We start from the raw sequence: 20,059 nt of genomic DNA on the forward strand, positions 1-20,059 counted from the left end.
TTTATTCCTATCACTTCTTTTTGTACATATAAATATTTAATCCTCAAAAGGAAAGGATGCTGTATATTAAGAATCAAATAGTAAAGCAGCTAATTTTTCTTTTGATGTTAAAAAATCACTTAGATGGTATTCATCAAGTACAGCAATATATGCATGTAGTGCTTTATTTAACGCGCCTTTTAAATTACAAACGGGTGAAATAACGCAACCAACAGATTCAGGATTAAAGCAATCAACTAAATAAAAATCTTCTTCTGTTTGTAGGACGAGCTTCCCGATATTAATTTCTTCAGGTTGCATAGCGAGACGAATACCACCACCACGACCACGGATTGTCTCGATGTATCCCATTTTTCCTAATTCATGTGTCACCTTCATTAAATGATTTTTAGACACACCATAAGCATCGGAAATGTCTTTAATTGTCGATAATTCATCTGGCTTTTTTGCGCCAAGATAAAGCAAAACGCGCAGAGAATAATCTGTATATAGTGTCAACCTCAACAGAATTCACCTCCAACTCCTTTTATTATAGCATGTAAAGAAAACAATTTATAAATTTTAAAGATGTATTTTAAATATGTCTTTTTTGTTAAAGATGTATTTTGTATATTGCTTTAAATGGAAAATAGGATTATTCTAAAGGTGTAAAAAAAAGAGAGGATGATTCACATGTTATCTCAACACACAATGGACGTCGTAAAATCAACTGCACCTGTATTAGAAGTACACGGAGTAGAAATTACAAAAACTTTTTATAAAAATTTATTTGAAGCAAATCCAGCTTTATTAAACATTTTTAATCACACGAACCAAGAAAAAGGTCGTCAACAAACAGCTTTAGCAAATACAGTTTATGCAGCAGCTGTACACATTGAAAACTTACCAGCGATTATTCCAGTTGTAAAACAAATCGCACAAAAACACCGTAGTTTAGGTGTATTACCAGAGCATTATCCAATTGTAGGAGAATTTTTACTACGTGCAATTAAAGAAGTATTAGGTGATGCAGCAACAGATGAAATTATTCAAGCTTGGGGAGAAGCATATGGTGTAATCGCAGATGTCTTTATCCAAGAAGAAGAAGCGCTTTATCAAGAAGCTGAAAATAAACAAGGTGGGTTCCGTGGATTTAAAGACTTTAAAGTTGTGAAGCGTGTAGCTGAGAATGCACTTATTACATCATTCTATTTACAACCAGCAGATGGTTCAGCATTACCAGAATATTTACCTGGACAATATATTACGGTACAAGTAAAAAATCCAAACGAAGAATATATTCTAAATCGTCAATACAGCTTATCAAAATCATATGATGGTGAAAGTTACCGTATCTCTGTTAAACGCGATCAAAAAAATACACCAATTGGTAAAGCATCGAACTATCTACATGACCATGTACAAGTTGGCGATACGTTATCAATTAGTGTACCAGCTGGTTCCTTTGTTTATGAAGCAACAGAAAAACCCGTGACATTCATCGCAGGTGGTGTGGGAATTACACCATTAATTAGTATGTTTGAAAAAGCAGCAAGCGAAAATAAAGCCGCAGTGAAATTGATTCATAGTGCATCCCACTTAAACGAGCATGCATTTGAAAAAGAGTTATGCCATATTGCCATTCCTGAAAATGTGACATATGTACAACACGCTTCAGATGTAGCAGGAAAAATTACGAAAGAAATGTTAGCTGAGCAAGTTGATTTAACAGGTGAAGTATATTTATGTGGACCTGTAGGATTCATGCACGAAGTGATTGCTTCTCTAACTGAACTGGGCATGAGTCGTGACCAAATTCATTACGAATTCTTTGGACCAGCAATGAATATTTAATTCGATTTAACATGAAGTTGTATCGGGTTTGAAAAATTAAATAACACAAGCTAGAACATACGTGTAAAAATAATACCTCATATGACCATAAGAAAAACTGGAATTACGCTGTGGCGCGGTTCCAGTTTTGTGTTGTGAACGCTAAAAAAGCGAAGTGAATGTTTTATCCAAACTATTTTTAATACACGTAAGGACGGGGTTTTACTTTTTCTTCTATTATTCTCACTAATTCTTAATACTTATTTTTATTGAACTTTCTTTTGTTTTTTTAGGTATATAAATAGTGATTTTTAATATTATTTAACGTAATAATATTAAAATGAGGTTTTATGAATAAAAAAATAATAAAAAATAAAATGTTATTTGTTTGTAATAATAATTCTTTCTTCTTATACGATATAATAAAAGAAGAAAGAATAGAGAGAACGTGAAAGGAAGGGAAAGATGAAGAAAGTTTATAGTTTAGCTCTGTTACTTGTGATGTTTAGTATCTTTGGATTCTCGCAAAATAGTGAAGCCAAGGCACATAAAAATACTGCAAAACCTGAGAGTGTTGTGAAATGGGAATACCCAGCCAATGCAAAACTTGTAAAACGATCTGCAAATGATCCTGTTATTGCAGATATTTCAAAATGGCAAGGTAATATTGATTGGTCAAAAGCATCAAAAGCGCTTGATTTAGTGATTATTCGTACACAAGATGGAGAATTAGAAGATTATATGCATCGTACATATGAATCGAATGCTAAAAAATATAATGTGCCATTTGGTGTTTATTCTTTTGTAAGAGCTGGTACACCAGCAGAAGCACGTGCAGAAGCGCGCTCATTCTATAATCGTGCGAGTAAAGATACAGAATTTTATGTTTTAGATGTAGAAGTACAGACGAATAAAAAAGGGTACTCTATGCGTACTATTATTAATGAATATATGAAGGAAATGCGTAAATTAACGAATAAAAAAATTGGTTTATATGTAGCGCACCACAAGTATTCATCATTCAAATTAGATGCAAGTAAATTTAATTTTGTCTGGATTCCACGTTATGGTTATTCAGGTCCTATTTATAAACATCAACTTTGGCAATATACTGATAGCGGACGCGTTCCAGGAATCAATGGAAATGTTGATTTAAATCGTTTAGCAGGTGGAACAAAGTTAGAATACTTTACAAATAAAGTAACAACAATTTCAAACTCAGAACTCGTTAAAAAATATTATGTAACGAATCCTAAATATGTTCTTTTAAAGAAACCTGTAAATGTTTATAAGAAAACAAGCTTTGATAAAAAAAATAAAAAGAAAAGCTACAAAGAAGGAACACGTTTAAAAGTTAAAAAGGTAGTGAAATCTTCAACAGGTATCCCACGCCTTCAACTAGCAGATGGTTCATATATTAGTGCTAGTAAAAGTTTAGTCTTAAAAACTTCTGCTACGTCGAATTTCTATACAACAAATGATAATGTAAAACAAGTCATGACAATTCGTAATTTATATTCATATCGTTCATCAACAAGTAATACATCACCTGAGTTTGTTCCAGCGAATACGATTTTTAACGTAAGTCGTGTAGTTTATAATGGTTCAGGCGAAAATCGTTTTGCAATTATTAATGGCAGATTTATCTCAGCAGACAAAAATGATGTAGTCGAAGTGCCAGCGACCATTCAAAACTATTTCTTAGAATATGATTCATCTTTAAAGTTACGTACACAAAAAGTAATTTATAAATACGATACATTACTTTTCGGTGATCAAAAAAAAGATCCAGAGATGGTTCCAGTCGGTACAGTACTCGATATTCAAGACGTGGTTTATAATAAGTTAGGCTATCCACGATTCAAATTAGCAGATGGTAAATATGTCTCAACTAAAAAGACATTGTTCCGAAAAATACCATTTTTTGAACAAGGGTAATTGATAAGAAGTTAGGTTTTAGGACCTAGCTTTTTTTTTGATTCATACTAAAAAATGAAGAAAATCGTATATAAAATACGCATTTATTTCAAAAAGATAACTAGACAAAAGAAAAAGAATATGGATATTACAATATGAAATAAAATGTAATATTATTTTAATATATGAAATTAAAATGACGCGTAAAAGTGTCATAAGTAAAGAGAGAAATTTGTTATGATTTGGATAGTCAATTCAGGCTATAAAATCCTCAAAAATTTGAAAAGGAGAGTGGAAAATGAACAAACAATTGAAATGGTTTCTATCACTTTTGTTTGTATTATTTGTAGTAGTCGCATGGCAAAGTAATTCAGCTTCTGCAGTAGAACAAGATGGGACGTTAGCACCAGCAAATCCTGATCGTAAAATCGAATGGGAAGGCACACCATATGTCACAGATACAAACCCAGTGAACGCTAAAAGTCGTACACTAAGCACAAAATCATACACAGACCCCGTTATTGTCGATATCTCGCATCACCAAGGGAATATTGACTGGGCAAAGGCTTCAAAAGTTATTGATTTAGCGATTATTCGTACACAATATGGAAGTGTATTAGAAGACCGTTGGCATAAAAGTTATGAAGCGAGTGCTAAAAAATACAATGTGCCATTTGGTGTATATGCTTATCATTTAGCGACTGACACAGCAGACGCAAAAGTAGAAGCACGTGATTTTTATAACCGTGCAAGTAAAGATGCAAACTTTTATGTCATTGATGTAGAGGAATTTACAAGTGAATCTGGAGAGAGTATGCGTGCAATCGTCAATTCATTCGTTGCGGAATTACGTAAATATACAGATAAAAAAATCGGCTTATACATAGCGAATCATCTATATGATAAATTAAATCTTGATACATCAAAAGCAGATTTTGTCTGGATTCCACGTTATGGTGCAACTAAACCAGCATATCCAAATGCATTATGGCAATTTACAGACCAAGGGAAAGTAGATGGAATTGGTACATATGTTGATTTAAACCGTTTAAACGGTGTAAGCCTAAGTTACTTCACGCAATCAATATCAAAACCTGTCTCAAATCCACGTTACTATACAAGTAACCCTAAAAAAATTGCAACAAAAACAGTAGCGTATGAATATAATTCACGTACTTTTAAAGAAAGTGCGAAAGTAAAACGTCACCCTAAAAATATACTATTAGATATTGTAGCTGTTGAAAAGAGTGCATCTGGAGCACCACGTTTAAAACTAAAAAACGGTAACTATATTACAGCAAACCGTACCTATGTTGTGAAAACACGTTCAGATATTGATGAATATATCACAAAAGTGCCGAAAAAAACGTTGTTACGTGTGACACAAGGTTTATACAAAAGTACGACATTTAGTACATCGACAAAATTAAAAAATTACAGCACAAATAGCGTATTCACGATTAAAGACATTGACTATACAGAAGGCGGAACACCACGATTAAAAACATCAACTGGTTACTATGTGAGTGCAAACAAAGCTTATACACGCTCTGTTGTAAATAATATTTCAGATTATTATTATGTAAATCCAAAAACGATTCAAACAAAAACAAATGTAGGTGTTTATACATCTGTGTCATTCGCTAATAAGACACGTACGATTGCAAAAGGTAAAAAACTTCAAGTGACAGCAGTTACATGGAGCGCTGCAGGAACACCACGTTTAAAAATTGGCACAGGACAATACATTAGTGCGAATAAAGCCTATGTTGTAAAAAAATAAAAATAAGTAAGAAGAGGGACGCAAACGAAGCGATTCCTTCTTCTTTTTTTGTTATACTAATCAAGCGAATAGAAATGAGGTATATATGGCTATTTGGATTATTGTATTATCAGCGATTGGTTTTATTGTGATGGGCATTGATAAAAGTAGAGCCATTCGTCACAAGTGGCGTATTAGAGAGCGTACACTATGGATTTTGACGATTGTCGGTGGTGGACTCGGCACATTTTTAGGTATGATGATTTGGCGACATAAAATAAGAAAGATACATTTTGTTATTGGATTTGCAATCTTCGCTCTAATGGATGGGTATTTTTTATTGTCAGCTATTTACAACTTCGGTACTATACATATGAAAGGATGATGAACGTGAATTTACAACAACTATTTACAATGCAAAAAGAATTAGACGCATTCATTGAAAAGACACAGGGGATTGATTTTGATGTCTTTCGTGAAAAAACATTAGCGCTATTAGTGGAATTAGGAGAACTTGCGAATGAAACACGCTGTTTCAAATTTTGGAGTACAAAAGGTCCTTCAGAAGATGCTGTTATTTTAGAAGAATTCGTAGACTCAGTTCATTTTCTATTGTCACTTGGCATTATGAAAGGTTTTAATGATTTAAAAGAATGGCCAACAGATGCACGTGATGCTTCTCTAACAGAATTATTCTTACAGGCACAACAAGCGATTATCGTGTTTGGAAATGAGCCTAAACGTGAAAATTATGAAGAGATTTGGAAGTGCTATGGTGCAATTGCACGCACATTACAATTCGATGCACAGCAAATTATCGATGCATATATTTCGAAAAACGAAAAAAATTACGAGCGACAACGTACAGGATATTAAAAACTGTTGTATAATGGAAGTATTCTTCAACAAGGGGGATTTCTCAAGATGAAATTAGATCAAACATTAACCATGCTAAAAGATTTAACAGATGCACGTGCGATTGCAGGTAATGAAAAGGAAGCGCGCGATGTCATGAAGCAGTACATTGAACCGTATGCAGACACAATCGAAACAGATGGTCTTGGTTCATTAATTGCTAAAAAAGTAGGCCAAGAAGATGGTCCGAAAATTATGGTAGCTGGGCACTTAGATGAAGTTGGCTTCATGGTAACACAAATTGATGACCGTGGCTTTATTAAATTCCAAACAGTTGGCGGTTGGTGGAGCCAAGTAATGTTGGCACAGCGCGTTCAAATCGTCACACGTTCAGGTGAGACAGTCACAGGTGTCATCGGTTCAAAACCACCGCACATCTTACCAGCTGAACAGCGCAATAAGCCGGTTGACATTAAACAGATGTTTATCGATGTTGGTGCAACTTCGAAAGAAGAAGTAATGGAGTGGGGTATTCGACCTGGTGATATGATTGCACCGTACTTCGATTTTACAGTGATGAAAAATGAAAAATTCTTACTAGCAAAAGCTTGGGATAACCGTATTGGTTGTGCGATTGCGATTGAAGTATTAAAAGGCTTAAAAGACGAACAACATCCAAACGTTGTTTACGGTTGTGGTGTGGTACAAGAAGAAGTGGGTTTACGTGGTTCAAAAACAGCTACGCATCAAATCAATCCAGCTATTGGTTTCGCAGTAGATGTCGGTATTGCAGGAGATACACCAGGAATCTCACCTTCAGAAGCAGCTTCTAAAATGGGTGAAGGTCCACAAATCATTGTCTATGATGCATCAATGGTCGGCCATAAGGGGTTACGTGACTTAGTCGTTGATACAGCAGAAGAAGCAGGAATTCCATATCAGTATGAAGCAATTCCAGGTGGCGGTACGGACGCAGGTTCTATTCATATTACAGCAAACGGTATACCAGCAATCTCGATTGGTATTGCGACACGTTATATTCATTCACATGCAGGTATTTTACATCGCGATGACTTTGAAAATACAGTGAAGTTAGTGATTGAAGTGATTAAAAAGCTAGATGATGAAACAGTACAACGTATTACATTTGAATAAACATACAAGAGTTCGAAGCGAATATGATGCTTCGAACTCTTTTTTATCTTATCTTACTAGAAATGATAAACTAGTCAGATAAAACATAAAAATTCATTTGACAGAATAAATATACATACATATAATGAGAATTAACAATTAAACGTACAGGAGCGATGCAGTGTGAAATTATTAGAAGAGGTACAATTACAAATTGTCACAAGCTTAAAAGGGAAAGATCTATTATCATTAGTGAACTATTCAAGTGAAGAAGTACAACAATTAATCGACTTAGCGATTCAACTTAAGACGATTACAAAAGAAGGTAAGTGTCCAAAACTATTAGAAGGTAAAACACTTGCGATGATTTTTGAAAAAAATTCAACACGTACACGTATTTCGTTTGAAGTAGGTATGCACCAATTAGGCGGAAAAGGTATGTATATGAATGCACGCGATTTACAAATTGGTCGTGGTGAGTCGGTTTATGATACAGCACATGTATTATCAGGATATGTAGATGGTATTATGATTCGTGCAAATTCACATGCAATGGTAAAAGAATTAGCAGAACATGCATCAATTCCTGTAATTAATGGTTTAACAGATATCTCACACCCTTGCCAAGCGCTAGCTGATCTTGAAACAATTAAAGAAGTAAAAGGGCACTTCAAAGGATTGAAACTAGCGTATATTGGTGACGGAAATAATGTGGCACATTCACTTGTGGTAGCAGCAGCACATGTAGGAATGGATGTCGTTGTAGCAGCACCAAAAGGATATGAACCATCAGAACAAGTCATGTTAAAAGCAGCAACAATCGCAGCGCAAAATGGAAGTACGGTATCATTTACGAATAATCCAATTGAAGCGGCAACAGATGCAGATGTAATTTACACAGATGTGTGGACTTCAATGGGCCAAGAAGAAGAATCAGCAAAACGCCTACAAGATTTTGAAGGATTCCAAATTTCTTCTGAATTAGTAACGCACGCGAAATCAGATTATATGTTTTTACACTGCTTACCAGCACATCGTGAAGAAGAAGTTGCGACAGCTGTTATTGACGGTGAAAACTCATATATTTTCCAACAAGCAGAGAATCGTCTACATGCACAAAAAGCAGTACTTGTATCCATACTTGGATAAAACGAGAACAAAAAGAAAAGTATAAAAAAATAGATTTGATTTAAGTATAAGAAAAACTGGAATCGCGCTGTGGCGCGGTTCCAGTTTTTTTGTTTCTAACTTTGAAAAAGGAAAGTAAAATGTTTTATTATGCATGTTTCTTTTCAATTGAAACTTGTTGCTTTGATTCATTTGGAATCGGACGACGTGCCCAGTAACTTGCAATAATTGGACCTGAAATATTATGCCATACAGCACCGAATGCACTTGGAATAGCAGCAAGTGGCCCTAAGTGTGCTGTAGCAAGTGCTACACCTAAACCAGAGTTTTGCATGCCGACCTCGATTGAGATGGCACGTTGGTCTGATAATGAAAGTCCGCATACCTTTCCTGCATAATAACCTAAAACTAAACCAGCTGTATTGTGTAAGAATACGGCTAAGAAAATAATTAAGCCAGCTGTTGCGATTTTCTCTTGATTCCCTGCAACTACTGCGCCAACGATTAAGATGATGGCAGCAACTGAGATGAGTGGTACAACCGATACACTACGGTCGATTAAGTTTGGTACTAATTTACGAACGATGATACCAAGTGCAACCGGTACTAAAATAACTTGTACAATCGACATAAACATCGAAGACATATTAACAGGCATCCACTGTCCAGCTAAGAAGTATAAAATCACCGGTGTAAAGAATGGTGCTAATAATGTTGATACAGATGTCATTGTAATTGATAAAGGAACATTTCCTTTTGCTAAATAAACCATTACGTTTGAAGCAGTTCCACCTGGTACGGATCCAAGTAATACAAGTCCTGCCGCTAATTCAGGTGGCAATTGTAGTAAGTACGCAATACCAAGAGCTGTTAGTGGCATCACTGTAAACTGTGCAACAATCCCAATCAATACGGGTAGCGGCTTTGTTAAAACTAATTTAAAATCTTTTGCACTTAATGTTAACCCCATTCCGAACATGACAATCCCTAACATGATGGTAATATATCCTCCGAATGCTAGGAATGCTGTCGGGAAGAAGAATGAGATGACAGCAACTCCGAGTACAAGAAAAGCAAAGTACTTTCCTGTAAATGAACTAATTGATTCTAAAACTTTCATCATATCCACACCTTTTCAAAAATTCTGATAATTTCAAGTATATATAATTTTCTTAAAATAGCAATATAAAAAATGATATAATGAATAAATAAACTAAAAATGAAAGGAAGAATGTCAATGAAAGCGGTTTATACAGAAAAAAACGAAATTCACGTAGGAGAAAGACCAGAACCTATACTAAAAGATGGAGAAGTACTTGTTCGTATTCAAGCAGCGAGTGTTAATCGTCGGGACCTTTATACACCGAATCGTTTAGCGAAAGATGCGGCACCTTTAATTTTAGGTTCAGATGCAACAGGTATTATTGAACAGGTATCAGCAGATATCGAGAATTGGCAAGTCGGCGATGAAGTTATTATAAATCCTTCTCTTCGTTGGTTCGATAATACACCTGCTCCACCTGAGGACTTTGAAATTTTAAGTTTACCAGATCAAGGGACATTTGCAGAAAAAATCGCCATTTCAGCAGAACAAATTGAACGAAAACCGGACTACTTATCAACGGAAGAAGCAGCGACGATTGGGATTGCTCCATTAACAGGTTATCGCGCACTCTTTACAAAAGGACAATTACAAAAAGGGCAGACGGTATTTATTCCAGGTGGAAGTAGCGGTGTTGCGACATTTATGATTCAATTTGCAAAGAATATAGGCGCGCGAGTTATTACGAGTTCACGTTCAGAAGAGAAGCGTGAAAAAGCGAAGCAACTCGGTGTAGATCTCGTAATTGATACAGCAGAGGACTGGAACGCGGCACTTCAGTATGAGACAGTCGACCTTGTCATTGATAGCGTTGGTGCAGCAACTTTTAATCGTTCATTGGCTGTTTTAAAAAAGGGTGGTACACTAGTAACATTCGGCGCAACAACAGCAGATGAAACAACGATTAATTTACGTGACTTTTTCTACGGTCAGTACACATTACATGGTACGACAATGGGGAGTCGAGAAGAATTTCGTGCATGTCTTTCTTTCATGGAAGCACATCACATTCGCCCAATCGTTGAACAAACATATGCCATCGAACATGCGACACAAGCATTTCAGCAGTTGCAAGAGAGTACACAGTTTGGCAAAATAGTATTAACGATGTAAAAAGGCGGTTTATGAATGAAAAGAATTGAATCATTATCAAATTCATTAGTGAAATATTGGAAAAAATTAGCGACAACACGCAAAGAACGTGACCAATCTGGTGAGTTTTTAGTAGAAGGTTTCCATTTAGTAGAAGAAGCACTTCAAGGTACAGATGTTTTAAACTTAATTGTACGAGAAGGTGTTGAAATTCCTGCTACATGGAATATTGACAACATTTATATGGTAGAAGTAACAGCGGCAATCGCAGCAGAATTGGCAGAGACAGAACGTACACAAGGCATTTTTGCACACTGCAAACAACCTGATTTTGAAGTAAAGCCTTCATGGAAGAAGTTTTTACTGATTGATGCTGTACAAGACCCCGGTAATGTCGGTACGATGATTCGAACAGCAGATGCAGCGGGGATGGATGCTGTTATTTTAGGAAAAGGTAGTGCAGACCCATTCAATCCGAAAACAATTCGCTCAACACAGGGTTCTATTTTCCATTTACCTGTATTGCGTGGTGAGCTAGTAGATTGGGTAGAGCAATTACAAGAACGTGATATTCCGATTTATGGAACAGCACTTGATGCGACATCTGTGGTATATAACCAAGTACAAAAGACGCCTTCATTTGCAGTCATTATGGGGAATGAAGGTAGTGGTATTTCAAAAGAATTACTAACAAAAACGACGAAGAATGTCATCATTCCGATTATGGGTGGCGCTGAGTCATTAAATGTAGCAGTGGCGACTGGAATTGTTCTATATCACTTTGCAACTGCCGAGTAACACTTGAAGTATGGCATTAAAGCGTTTATAATAGTTGAGTGTGAACACATAATTCAAATGCGATGATCGGGAAAAGTACGCTATTATAAGCAATTAGGGAGTGTCCACCATAGACTGAAAGTGGAGATTTGCCTCTATAATAGAAGAAGTTCACCCCGTTAGCAGCGTCCGGGACCAGCATTAGCTGTAAAGGTACGCCGGCAAATGAGCCGTTAATTCAACGAAGTGATTGCATGAACGTATGCAATAACTAGGGTGGTAACGCGATATAATCCTCGTCCCTTTTTTAAGGGGCGATTTTTTTATGCTTACAACAGGTTGATCATCCAATAAAAGGAGGAATTTTACGATGGAAATGGCTGCACAATTAACACAGTTAAAACAAGAAGCATTGGATCGTATTCAAGCAGCAACAAATACAAAAGAATTAAATGATGTACGTGTTGCTTATTTAGGTAAAAAAGGTCCAATTACAGATTTATTAAAAGGCATGGGTAAACTTCCTGCTGAAGAACGTCCAAAAATGGGTGCTCTTGTGAATGAAGTACGTGGCGAAGTACAAGAAGTATTAGAAGCACGTATGGTTGAATTAGAAGAAAAAGCAGTGGAAGCACAATTAGCTCAAGAAACAATTGATGTAACATTACCAGGTCGCACAATTAAAGTAGGAAATGCACACCCATTAACACGTGTAACAGAAGAAATCGAAAACTTATTCATCGGTATGGGCTATGAAGTAGTAGAAGGTCCAGAAGTAGAAAAAGATTACTACAACTTTGAAGCATTAAACTTACCAAAAGGTCACCCGGCGCGTGATATGCAAGATACATTCTATATTTCAGAAGAAATCTTAATGCGTACACATACATCACCTGTACAAGCGCGTACGATGGAAGAGAAAAAAGGTTCTTCGATTCGTATTATTTGCCCAGGTAAAGTATTCCGTCGCGATAACGATGATGCAACACATTCACACCAATTCAATCAAATTGAAGGTTTAGTCATCGGTGAGAACATTCGTATGAGTGATCTAAAAGGGACATTAGATGTATTCGCGAAGAAGATGTTTGGTGACGAACGTGAAATTCGTTTACGTCCAAGCTATTTCCCATTCACAGAGCCATCAGTTGAGATGGATATCTCATGCTTCAAATGTGGCGGTTCAGGATGTAATGTATGTAAAAACACAGGTTGGATTGAAATTCTAGGTGCAGGTATGGTTCACCCGAACGTACTTGAAATGGCAGGATATGATCCTAAAAAAGTAACAGGCTTTGCATTTGGTATGGGACAAGAGCGTATTGCGATGTTACGTTACGGTGTAGAAGATATTCGTGATTTCTATACGAATGACGTTCGTTTCTTAGAACAATTCCAAAGAGCAGAAGATTAGGAGGAATAACGCATGTATGTATCATTAAAATGGTTAGCAAAATATGTTGACATTTCAGGTTTCGAACCAGCAGAATTAGCAGAAAAAATTACACGAGCAGGGATTGAAGTAGATGGCATCATCGACTTATCAGCTGGACTTAAAAAGCTAATGGTTGGAGAAGTAAAAGAAAAAGAAAAACACCCAGAAGCAGATAAATTAAATATTTGCCAAGTTGATTTTGGTGAAGAAGAATATTCACAAATCGTTTGTGGTGCACCGAATGTAGCGGTAGGACAAAAAGTCATCGTTGCACGTCCAGGCGCGCACTTGCCAGGTGGGAAAATTAAAAAAGCTAAATTACGTGGACAAGTATCAAACGGTATGATTTGTTCACTTCAAGAACTAGGTATCGAAGGTAAAGTTGTACCAAAAGCATATGCTGAAGGTATTTACGTATTACCATCAGATACGCCAGTAGGTTCAGATGCAGTTGAAGTATTAGGTTTAGATGATGTGGTATTAGAATTAGGTCTTACACCAAACCGTTCAGATGCCATGAGTATGTTAGGTGTAGCTTATGAAGTAGCGGCAATTTTAGATCGTGAAATTCACTTACCTGAAATCAAGTATGAAGCAACAACGAAAAAAGCAGCAGACGTATTAAACGTGCGTGTAGAAGCATTAGAACAAAATCCACTATATGCAGCGAAAGTTGTGGAGAATGTAAAAGTTGCGGAATCACCATTATGGTTACAGCAAGCATTAATGGCTGTAGGCGTTCGTCCATTAAATAACGTAGTTGATATTACGAACTATATTTTAATGGAATATGGTCAACCGCTTCATGCATTCGATTACGATGCACTAAAAACAGGTGAAATCGTCGTTCGTTTAGCTACAGAAGGCGAAAGCATTAAAACACTAGACGGAAAAGACCGTACATTAAAAGCTTCGAACCTTGTAATTACAAATGGTGAAGAGCCAGTGGCAGTAGCAGGTGTTATGGGTGGATTCGATTCAGAAGTAACAGATAAAACAACAACAGTTGTAATTGAATCAGCTTACTTTGAAGGGCTATCTGTTCGTTATACATCAAAAGATTTAGGCTTACGTAGTGATGCGAGTGCGCGCTTTGAAAAAGGGATTGACCCGAACCGTGTATTACCAGCAGCAGAACGTGCAGCGCAGTTAATGGCTGAAATCGCTGGTGGAACAGTATTAGAAGGAACAGTACTTGTAGATGAATTAGATAAAACTCCAGCTCGCGTAGCTGTGTCACCTGACTTCATCAACTCACGTTTAGGTATGAAAATCTCATTAAATGAGATGGTATCGATTTTAAAACGTCTACGTTTTGATGTAGAAACAGCGAACGGTTTATTAATCGTAGATGCACCAACACGCCGTCAAGATATTAAAATTGAAGAAGATATCGTAGAAGAAATCGCGCGTATGTATGGTTACGACGAGATTCCAAAAACAATTCCTGTAGCAGAAACATCAGTAGGTGGTTTAACACCATACCAAGAAAAACGTCGTGTAACACGTCATTATTTAGAAGGCAGTGGCTTATTCCAAGCGTTAACATACTCATTAACATCAGATGAATTAGCGCAAAAATACGCACTACAAACAGAAGAAACAACACGTCTTATGATGCCAATGAGTGAGGCACATAGTACATTACGCCAAAGTTTATTACCACATTTAATCGAGGCAGCAGTGCATAATGTATCACGTCAAATTCCATTAGTCGCATTATACGAAATTGGTTCTGTATTCCTAGGTAAAGGCGAAGATGGCTTACCAAATGAAGAAGAACATCTATCAATCGTTATGACAGGTAAATGGCTTGACCACGCATGGCAAGGCGAACATAAGCAAGTAGACTTCTTCGTGTTAAAAGGTGTAATCGAAGGATTACTTGAAAAACTAGGTCTATCTGCGCGTATTCAGTACGTAGCTTCAAAACAAGAAGGTATGCACCCAGGTCGTACTGCATCAATCGTATTAGATGGTGAAGTAGTAGGTTTCTTCGGACAATTACACCCGAAAGAACAAAAAACACTTGGCTTAAAAGAGACATATGTAGCAGAGCTAAACTTTAAACAATTAGCTGGAGCAGAAGTGGAACCTTTAGTTTGTCAACCAATTCCACGCTTCCCATCCATCTCACGTGATATTGCATTAGTTGTAGATCGTACATTAGAGGCAGGAACGATTGAAGCGATTATTCGTGAGGCTGGTGGTACATTATTAAAATCAGTACATGTATTCGATTTATATGAAGGTGCAAACATGCCAGAAGGCAAAAAGTCACTTGCATTTACATTAACGTACTTCAATCCAGAGAAAACGTTAACGGATGAAGAAGTCGTAGCAGTGCATGATCAAGTAATGGCAGCATTAAAAGAACAAGCGAATGTAGAAGTTCGATAATTTAAAATGCTCGTTAAACCACGCAAAATTCTATTTTGTGTGGTTTTCTTCTTCTTTTTTTGAAAAAAAGTATATGTTATATGTTATTGCTATGCTATAATGCAAAATATAGGAAATAGATTTACATAAAAGTAAACTCAATTTTCTTGTTTTTAAGAATATTTTAAAAACTTTTTACAAAGAATAGACAAAAAATTAAAAATTGTGTTATATTAAGACAAATAAAATATATTTCCCTTTAAGAAAATTCCGATAATCGGAATTTATGCATGAATTGCATAAGGGATTTTATTTTAAAAGTCTAATTGTTTCGGTATTCGAAATTTATACATCTAATGTATAAAAATCATACGCTTTGAATAGTTGGAATATTCGAGCTAGATTGGAAAGGGGAAATATTTTGAATACATCAAAAGAATTACTTAAAATTGAAAACTTACATACAAGTTTCCGAATCAAAGATCAGTATTACGCAGCAATTGAAGATATCAATTTAACACTACGTGAGAATGAAGTGTTAGCAATTGTAGGGGAGTCAGGTTGTGGTAAAAGTACGTTAGCCACTTCTATTGTTGGTTTACATGTGGCAAACAATACAAAAGTAGATGGTCAGATTTTATACAACGATCAAAACTTAGCGACATTAAAAGAAGACCAATTGAATAAAATTCGAGGAAATGACATTGGCTTCATTTTCCAAGACCCACTTGCAGCCCTTAATCCACTCATGCGTATTGGCGATCAGATTACCGAAACATTAAAATACCATACAAAATTAAGTGAACAAGAACGTCAAAAACGTGTTTTAGAATTATTAGATCAAGTAGGAATTAGCCATCCAGAACGTGTTGCAAGACAATATCCACATCAATTGTCAGGTGGGATGAGACAGCGTGTTGTCATTGCGATTGCGATTGCATGCAAACCGAAAATTATGATTGCGGATGAACCAACAACTGCTTTAGATGTAACGATTCAAGCACAGATTTTAGACTTATTAAATGATTTACAAGAAGAAACGAATTCGGGAATTATTTTGATTACACATGATTTAGGTGTAGTAGCTGAAGTGGCTGATCGTGTAGCAGTTATGTATGCTGGACAAATTATTGAACTCGCATCTGTTGAAGAGCTGTTCAGCCATCCAAAGCACCCATATACACGTTCATTATTAAATTCAATTCCACAAGTGGATCACGACCAAGATCGATTAGAAGTTATCCATGGAATGGTTCCAACATTAACGAAAATGCCAAGAACGGGTTGTCGTTTTGCACCACGTATTCCTTGGATTGATCCTTCTAAACATGAAGACAATCCATCACTACACGAAATCAGTCCAGAACATTTTGTGCGTTGTACGTGCTGGAAAGACTTCCATTTTGAACATGAGGAAGGAGGACTAAATCATGAGCTTCATACAAATTAAAGATTTACATGTACATTATCCAATTCGAGGCGGCTTCTTTAATACAGTAGTAGACCATGTCTATGCAGTAGATGGTGTATCGATGGAATTTGAAAAAGGCAAAACATATGGTTTAGTCGGAGAATCAGGTTCAGGGAAGTCGACAACAGGAAAAGCAATTATCGGACTCGAAAAAATTACATCAGGTCAAGTAATCTACGAAGGTGAAGATGTAACCAATAAACGTCGTACACGTAATAGTGCATTCACACGTGATATCCAAATGATTTTCCAAGATTCAACGTCAGCGATGAATCCGAGAAAACGCGTACAAGATGTATTAGCAGAACCAATTCGTAACTTTATGAATTTATCACCAACAGAAGAGAAGCGCCATATGATTGAACTGCTTGAAATCGTTGGGATGTCAGAAGAAGCTTTATTAAAATATCCACATGAATTCTCAGGTGGTCAAAAACAGCGTCTAGGAATTGCGCGTGCAGTAGCGTGTAAGCCAAAGATGATTATTGCCGATGAACCTGTATCAGCGCTTGACTTATCAGTACAAGCACAGGTTCTGAACTTTATGAAAGATATTCAAACTGAATATGGACTAAGTTATCTATTCATCTCGCATGATTTAGGTGTTGTTCGCCATATGTGTGATCATATCTCTATCATGTATAAAGGACGTTTTGTTGAACAGGGAACGAAAGAAGATATTTATAAACATTCAAAACATGTCTACACGAACCGTTTATTATCTGCAATTCCAACAATCGAACCTGAGACACGCTTTGAACGAAAAATGGAGCGTCGTGCAGTGGAACAAGCTTACCGTGAAAATGCTCAAAAGTATTATGATGCAGACGGAAAGGTTTACCCACTTCAAGTCATTTCAGCTACGCATAAAGTAGCGATGTCAGCAGCTGAGAAGGAGGCACAATAGTATGTGGAAAACCATCGTCAGACGAATCTTAATTATGATTCCTCAACTAATTGTATTAAGTTTAATCATTTTCTGGTTAGCTAAATTGATGCCAGGTGACCCATTAACAGGTCTTGTAACACCTGAAACAGACCCGAACCGCATCGAAGAATTACGTGAGTTAGCAGGTTGGAATGATCCATGGTATGTACAGTACTGGAATTGGGTTACGAATGCACTTCAAGGTGACTTTGGAACAAGCTATGCATTCAAAGATAGCGTATCTAGCCTAATCGGAGAACGTGCATTAAATACACTTTGGTTATCACTATTCAGTGTCATTCTTTTATATTTAATCGCGATTCCACTTGGAATTTATGCAGGTCGTTACCAAGGAACTTGGTTTGATAAAGGAACAGTATTATATAGCTTCATTACATATGCGATTCCGACATTTGTACTTGGCTTAATTTTCTTATTCTTATTTGGTTATAAACTCGATTGGTTCCCAACTAGTGGGACGGTCGATGTGAAATATGACCCTGGCACATGGGATTATGTATGGAATAAAATTTACCACCTTATCTTACCAGGTATTACATTCGCTTTATTAGGCACAACAACAATCATTCAATACTTACGCTCAGAAGTAATCGATGCAAAAACACAAGATTATGTAAAAACAGCGCGAAGTAAAGGTGTACCGATGAAGGTCATTTATTCAAAACACATTTTCCGTAATTCATTATTACCAATTGCAGCATTCATTGGTTTTACAATTACAGGTTTACTTGGTGGTTCCATCTTTATCGAAACGATTTTCGGTTATCCAGGAATGGGGCAACTATTCATTCAATCATTAGGGCAGCGTGACTATTCTGTTATTACAGCGCTCGTACTATTATTCGGATTCCTATCTTTACTAGGTAGTTTAATTTCCGACATTGTAATGAGTATCGTTGATCCACGAATCCGTATTGATTAGGACATAATCGAAAATAAAGAGGTGAGAAAGATGCAACAAATTGAAGAAAAAACACTCTTACAACAAGATGAAGGAACGCCCGCAACTGGATTAAAGGTTGTATGGCGCGAGTTTAAAAAAGATAAATTAGCGATGGCTTCACTCATCGTATTAGTCGGTATCATCGTTGTCACATTCGTTTGGTCATTCACGATTGACCGAGAAGAATTAATGCAAATTAGTCTATATGATGAATTTGCACAACCGGGAACGAACGGCTTCATTCTAGGAGCAGATCAGGGTGGTATTGACATCTTAGGTCAGTTAATTCTCGGTACACGTAACTCGCTAACGATTGCCATTGCGATTACGTTAATTACAGGTGTACTAGGTGTTGGTATTGGTTTAGCTGCTGGGTATTTTGGTGGAATCGTTGATGCCATCATCATGCGTATTATGGACTTCTACATGACATTACCAACATTGATGATCATCATCGTGTTTGTAACGATTGTTCCAAAATATAATGTTATGACATTTGTACTCATCATGAGCGCATTCTTGTGGGTAGGAACAGCGAGGTTAATTCGAAGTAAAGTGCTCTCCGAGGGGAAACGCGATTATGTAAGTGCCTCTAAAACGATGGGGACAGGCAATTTTGCCATTATGTTAAAAGGTATTTTGCCAAATATTAGCTCATTACTAATTGTTGAGCTGACACTGAACTTTGCCGGAAATGTCGGCATTGAAACAGGTCTTACGTATTTAGGATTTGGTCTACCGCCAAATGTACCGAGTTTAGGGACATTGGTAGGGGCTGCAAGTAACCCAGTTGTTCTTGAAAATAATTGGTGGGTATGGTTACCCGCATCAATACTCATTCTCGTATTGATGCTGGCAATAAATTATGTTGGACAAGCTTTACGTCGAGCAGCAGATTCAAAACAAAGATTAGGTTAAAAAAGGGGAGGAAATGAAATGAACAAAAAGAATTGGCTATTACTAACAGTTCTTGCGGCAATTATGCTCGTATTAGCAGCATGTGGCGGCGACAAGAGCGGCGAAAAAAGTAATCAAAAAGAAAAAGTAGATACGTCAAAATTCCCGTTACAAACGACGAATAAAGACGAACCAATCAAGGGCGGTACATTAAAAGTAGCACTACAATCAGATGCACCATTCAAAGGTTTATTCCTTTACGAAGTATATGAAGATGCATACGATGCAGAAATCTTAAGCTATACTTCAAATTCAATTTTCACAACAAAAGAAGACTTCTTAATCGATAATGATGGTCTTGCAAAATTAGATGTAGATACAGATGCTAAAAAAGCAACAATTACAA

General features: G+C 36.5%; 17 protein-coding genes and 1 pseudogene. 16 read left to right on the plus strand and 2 right to left on the minus strand.

What is annotated here, in order from left to right:
• Positions 1 to 66: 66 nt before the first annotated feature.
• Positions 67 to 504, minus strand: coding sequence for an RrF2 family transcriptional regulator (locus KGI01_RS10670; protein WP_141274680.1), 438 nt, complete (start codon positions 502 to 504; stop codon positions 67 to 69).
• Between the two features lie 168 nt (positions 505 to 672).
• On the opposite strand from KGI01_RS10670, the gene hmpA reads away from it, so the two are divergent.
• The 7 genes from hmpA (at position 673) to argF (ending at position 8,629) form a co-directional block, all read left to right on the plus strand.
• Complete coding sequence (hmpA, locus tag KGI01_RS10675) at positions 673 to 1,833, plus strand: NO-inducible flavohemoprotein (RefSeq protein WP_141274681.1); 1,161 nt, start codon at positions 673 to 675, stop codon at positions 1,831 to 1,833.
• Positions 1,834 to 2,277: 444 nt separating this feature from the next.
• The gene (locus KGI01_RS10680) at positions 2,278 to 3,750 is read left to right on the plus strand and encodes a DUF5776 domain-containing protein (protein WP_141274682.1); all 1,473 of its coding nucleotides are present in this window, start codon (positions 2,278 to 2,280) and stop codon (positions 3,748 to 3,750) included.
• Positions 3,751 to 4,027: 277 nt separating this feature from the next.
• Positions 4,028 to 5,512, plus strand: a complete 1,485-nt coding sequence (locus KGI01_RS10685) for a DUF5776 domain-containing protein (RefSeq protein ID WP_141274683.1) — start codon at positions 4,028 to 4,030, stop codon at positions 5,510 to 5,512.
• An 85-nt stretch (positions 5,513 to 5,597) separates the two neighbouring features.
• The gene (locus tag KGI01_RS10690) at positions 5,598 to 5,876 is read left to right on the plus strand and encodes a DUF1294 domain-containing protein (RefSeq protein ID WP_141274684.1); all 279 of its coding nucleotides are present in this window, start codon (positions 5,598 to 5,600) and stop codon (positions 5,874 to 5,876) included.
• 5 nt (positions 5,877 to 5,881) lie between these two features.
• Complete coding sequence (locus KGI01_RS10695) at positions 5,882 to 6,367, plus strand: dUTP diphosphatase (protein ID WP_141274685.1); 486 nt, start codon at positions 5,882 to 5,884, stop codon at positions 6,365 to 6,367.
• Between the two features lie 48 nt (positions 6,368 to 6,415).
• Positions 6,416 to 7,501, plus strand: a complete 1,086-nt coding sequence (locus KGI01_RS10700; protein WP_141274686.1) for a M42 family metallopeptidase — start codon at positions 6,416 to 6,418, stop codon at positions 7,499 to 7,501.
• Between the two features lie 162 nt (positions 7,502 to 7,663).
• Positions 7,664 to 8,629 carry an ornithine carbamoyltransferase gene (gene argF, locus KGI01_RS10705; protein ID WP_141274687.1) on the plus strand — a complete coding sequence of 322 codons (966 nt, stop codon included), beginning with the start codon at positions 7,664 to 7,666 and terminating at the stop codon, positions 8,627 to 8,629.
• 127 nt (positions 8,630 to 8,756) lie between these two features.
• On the opposite strand, the gene KGI01_RS10710 is transcribed toward argF, so the two are convergent.
• On the minus strand, positions 8,757 to 9,728 hold the full coding sequence (locus KGI01_RS10710; protein WP_141274688.1) for a bile acid:sodium symporter family protein: 972 nt from the start codon (positions 9,726 to 9,728) through the stop codon (positions 8,757 to 8,759).
• A gap of 117 nt (positions 9,729 to 9,845) precedes the next feature.
• Between KGI01_RS10710 and KGI01_RS10715 the strand changes: the two genes are divergently transcribed.
• From KGI01_RS10715 to KGI01_RS10755, 9 genes and pseudogenes are all read left to right on the plus strand, one after another.
• Positions 9,846 to 10,823, plus strand: coding sequence for a zinc-binding dehydrogenase (locus KGI01_RS10715; protein ID WP_141274689.1), 978 nt, complete (start codon positions 9,846 to 9,848; stop codon positions 10,821 to 10,823).
• A gap of 15 nt (positions 10,824 to 10,838) precedes the next feature.
• Positions 10,839 to 11,600, plus strand: a complete 762-nt coding sequence (locus KGI01_RS10720; RefSeq protein WP_141274690.1) for a TrmH family RNA methyltransferase — start codon at positions 10,839 to 10,841, stop codon at positions 11,598 to 11,600.
• Positions 11,601 to 11,955: 355 nt separating this feature from the next.
• Entirely contained in the window at positions 11,956 to 12,993 is a 1,038-nt protein-coding gene (gene pheS / locus KGI01_RS10725; protein ID WP_068457291.1) for a phenylalanine--tRNA ligase subunit alpha, read from the plus strand.
• Between the two features lie 12 nt (positions 12,994 to 13,005).
• Entirely contained in the window at positions 13,006 to 15,414 is a 2,409-nt protein-coding gene (gene pheT / locus KGI01_RS10730; RefSeq protein ID WP_141274691.1) for a phenylalanine--tRNA ligase subunit beta, read from the plus strand.
• Between the two features lie 400 nt (positions 15,415 to 15,814).
• On the plus strand, positions 15,815 to 16,843 hold the full coding sequence (locus KGI01_RS10735; protein WP_141274692.1) for an ABC transporter ATP-binding protein: 1,029 nt from the start codon (positions 15,815 to 15,817) through the stop codon (positions 16,841 to 16,843).
• A complete protein-coding gene (locus tag KGI01_RS10740) occupies positions 16,824 to 17,771 on the plus strand; it encodes an ATP-binding cassette domain-containing protein (protein ID WP_068452032.1) in 948 nt (315 codons plus the stop codon). Before KGI01_RS10735 ends, KGI01_RS10740 begins: the two co-directional genes overlap by 20 nt.
• A gap of 1 nt (position 17,772) precedes the next feature.
• Positions 17,773 to 18,735 (plus strand): oligopeptide ABC transporter permease, encoded by a 963-nt coding sequence (gene opp4B, locus KGI01_RS10745; RefSeq protein WP_087680386.1) that lies wholly within the window; start codon positions 17,773 to 17,775, stop codon positions 18,733 to 18,735.
• Between the two features lie 30 nt (positions 18,736 to 18,765).
• A complete protein-coding gene (locus tag KGI01_RS10750; RefSeq protein ID WP_141274693.1) occupies positions 18,766 to 19,674 on the plus strand; it encodes an ABC transporter permease in 909 nt (302 codons plus the stop codon).
• 18 nt (positions 19,675 to 19,692) lie between these two features.
• Positions 19,693 to 20,059 (plus strand): annotated as a pseudogene (locus KGI01_RS10755) (oligopeptide ABC transporter substrate-binding protein); the annotation flags it as partial.

The organism is Kurthia gibsonii, assembly GCF_006539985.1.
Taxonomy (GTDB): domain Bacteria; phylum Bacillota; class Bacilli; order Bacillales_A; family Planococcaceae; genus Kurthia; species Kurthia gibsonii.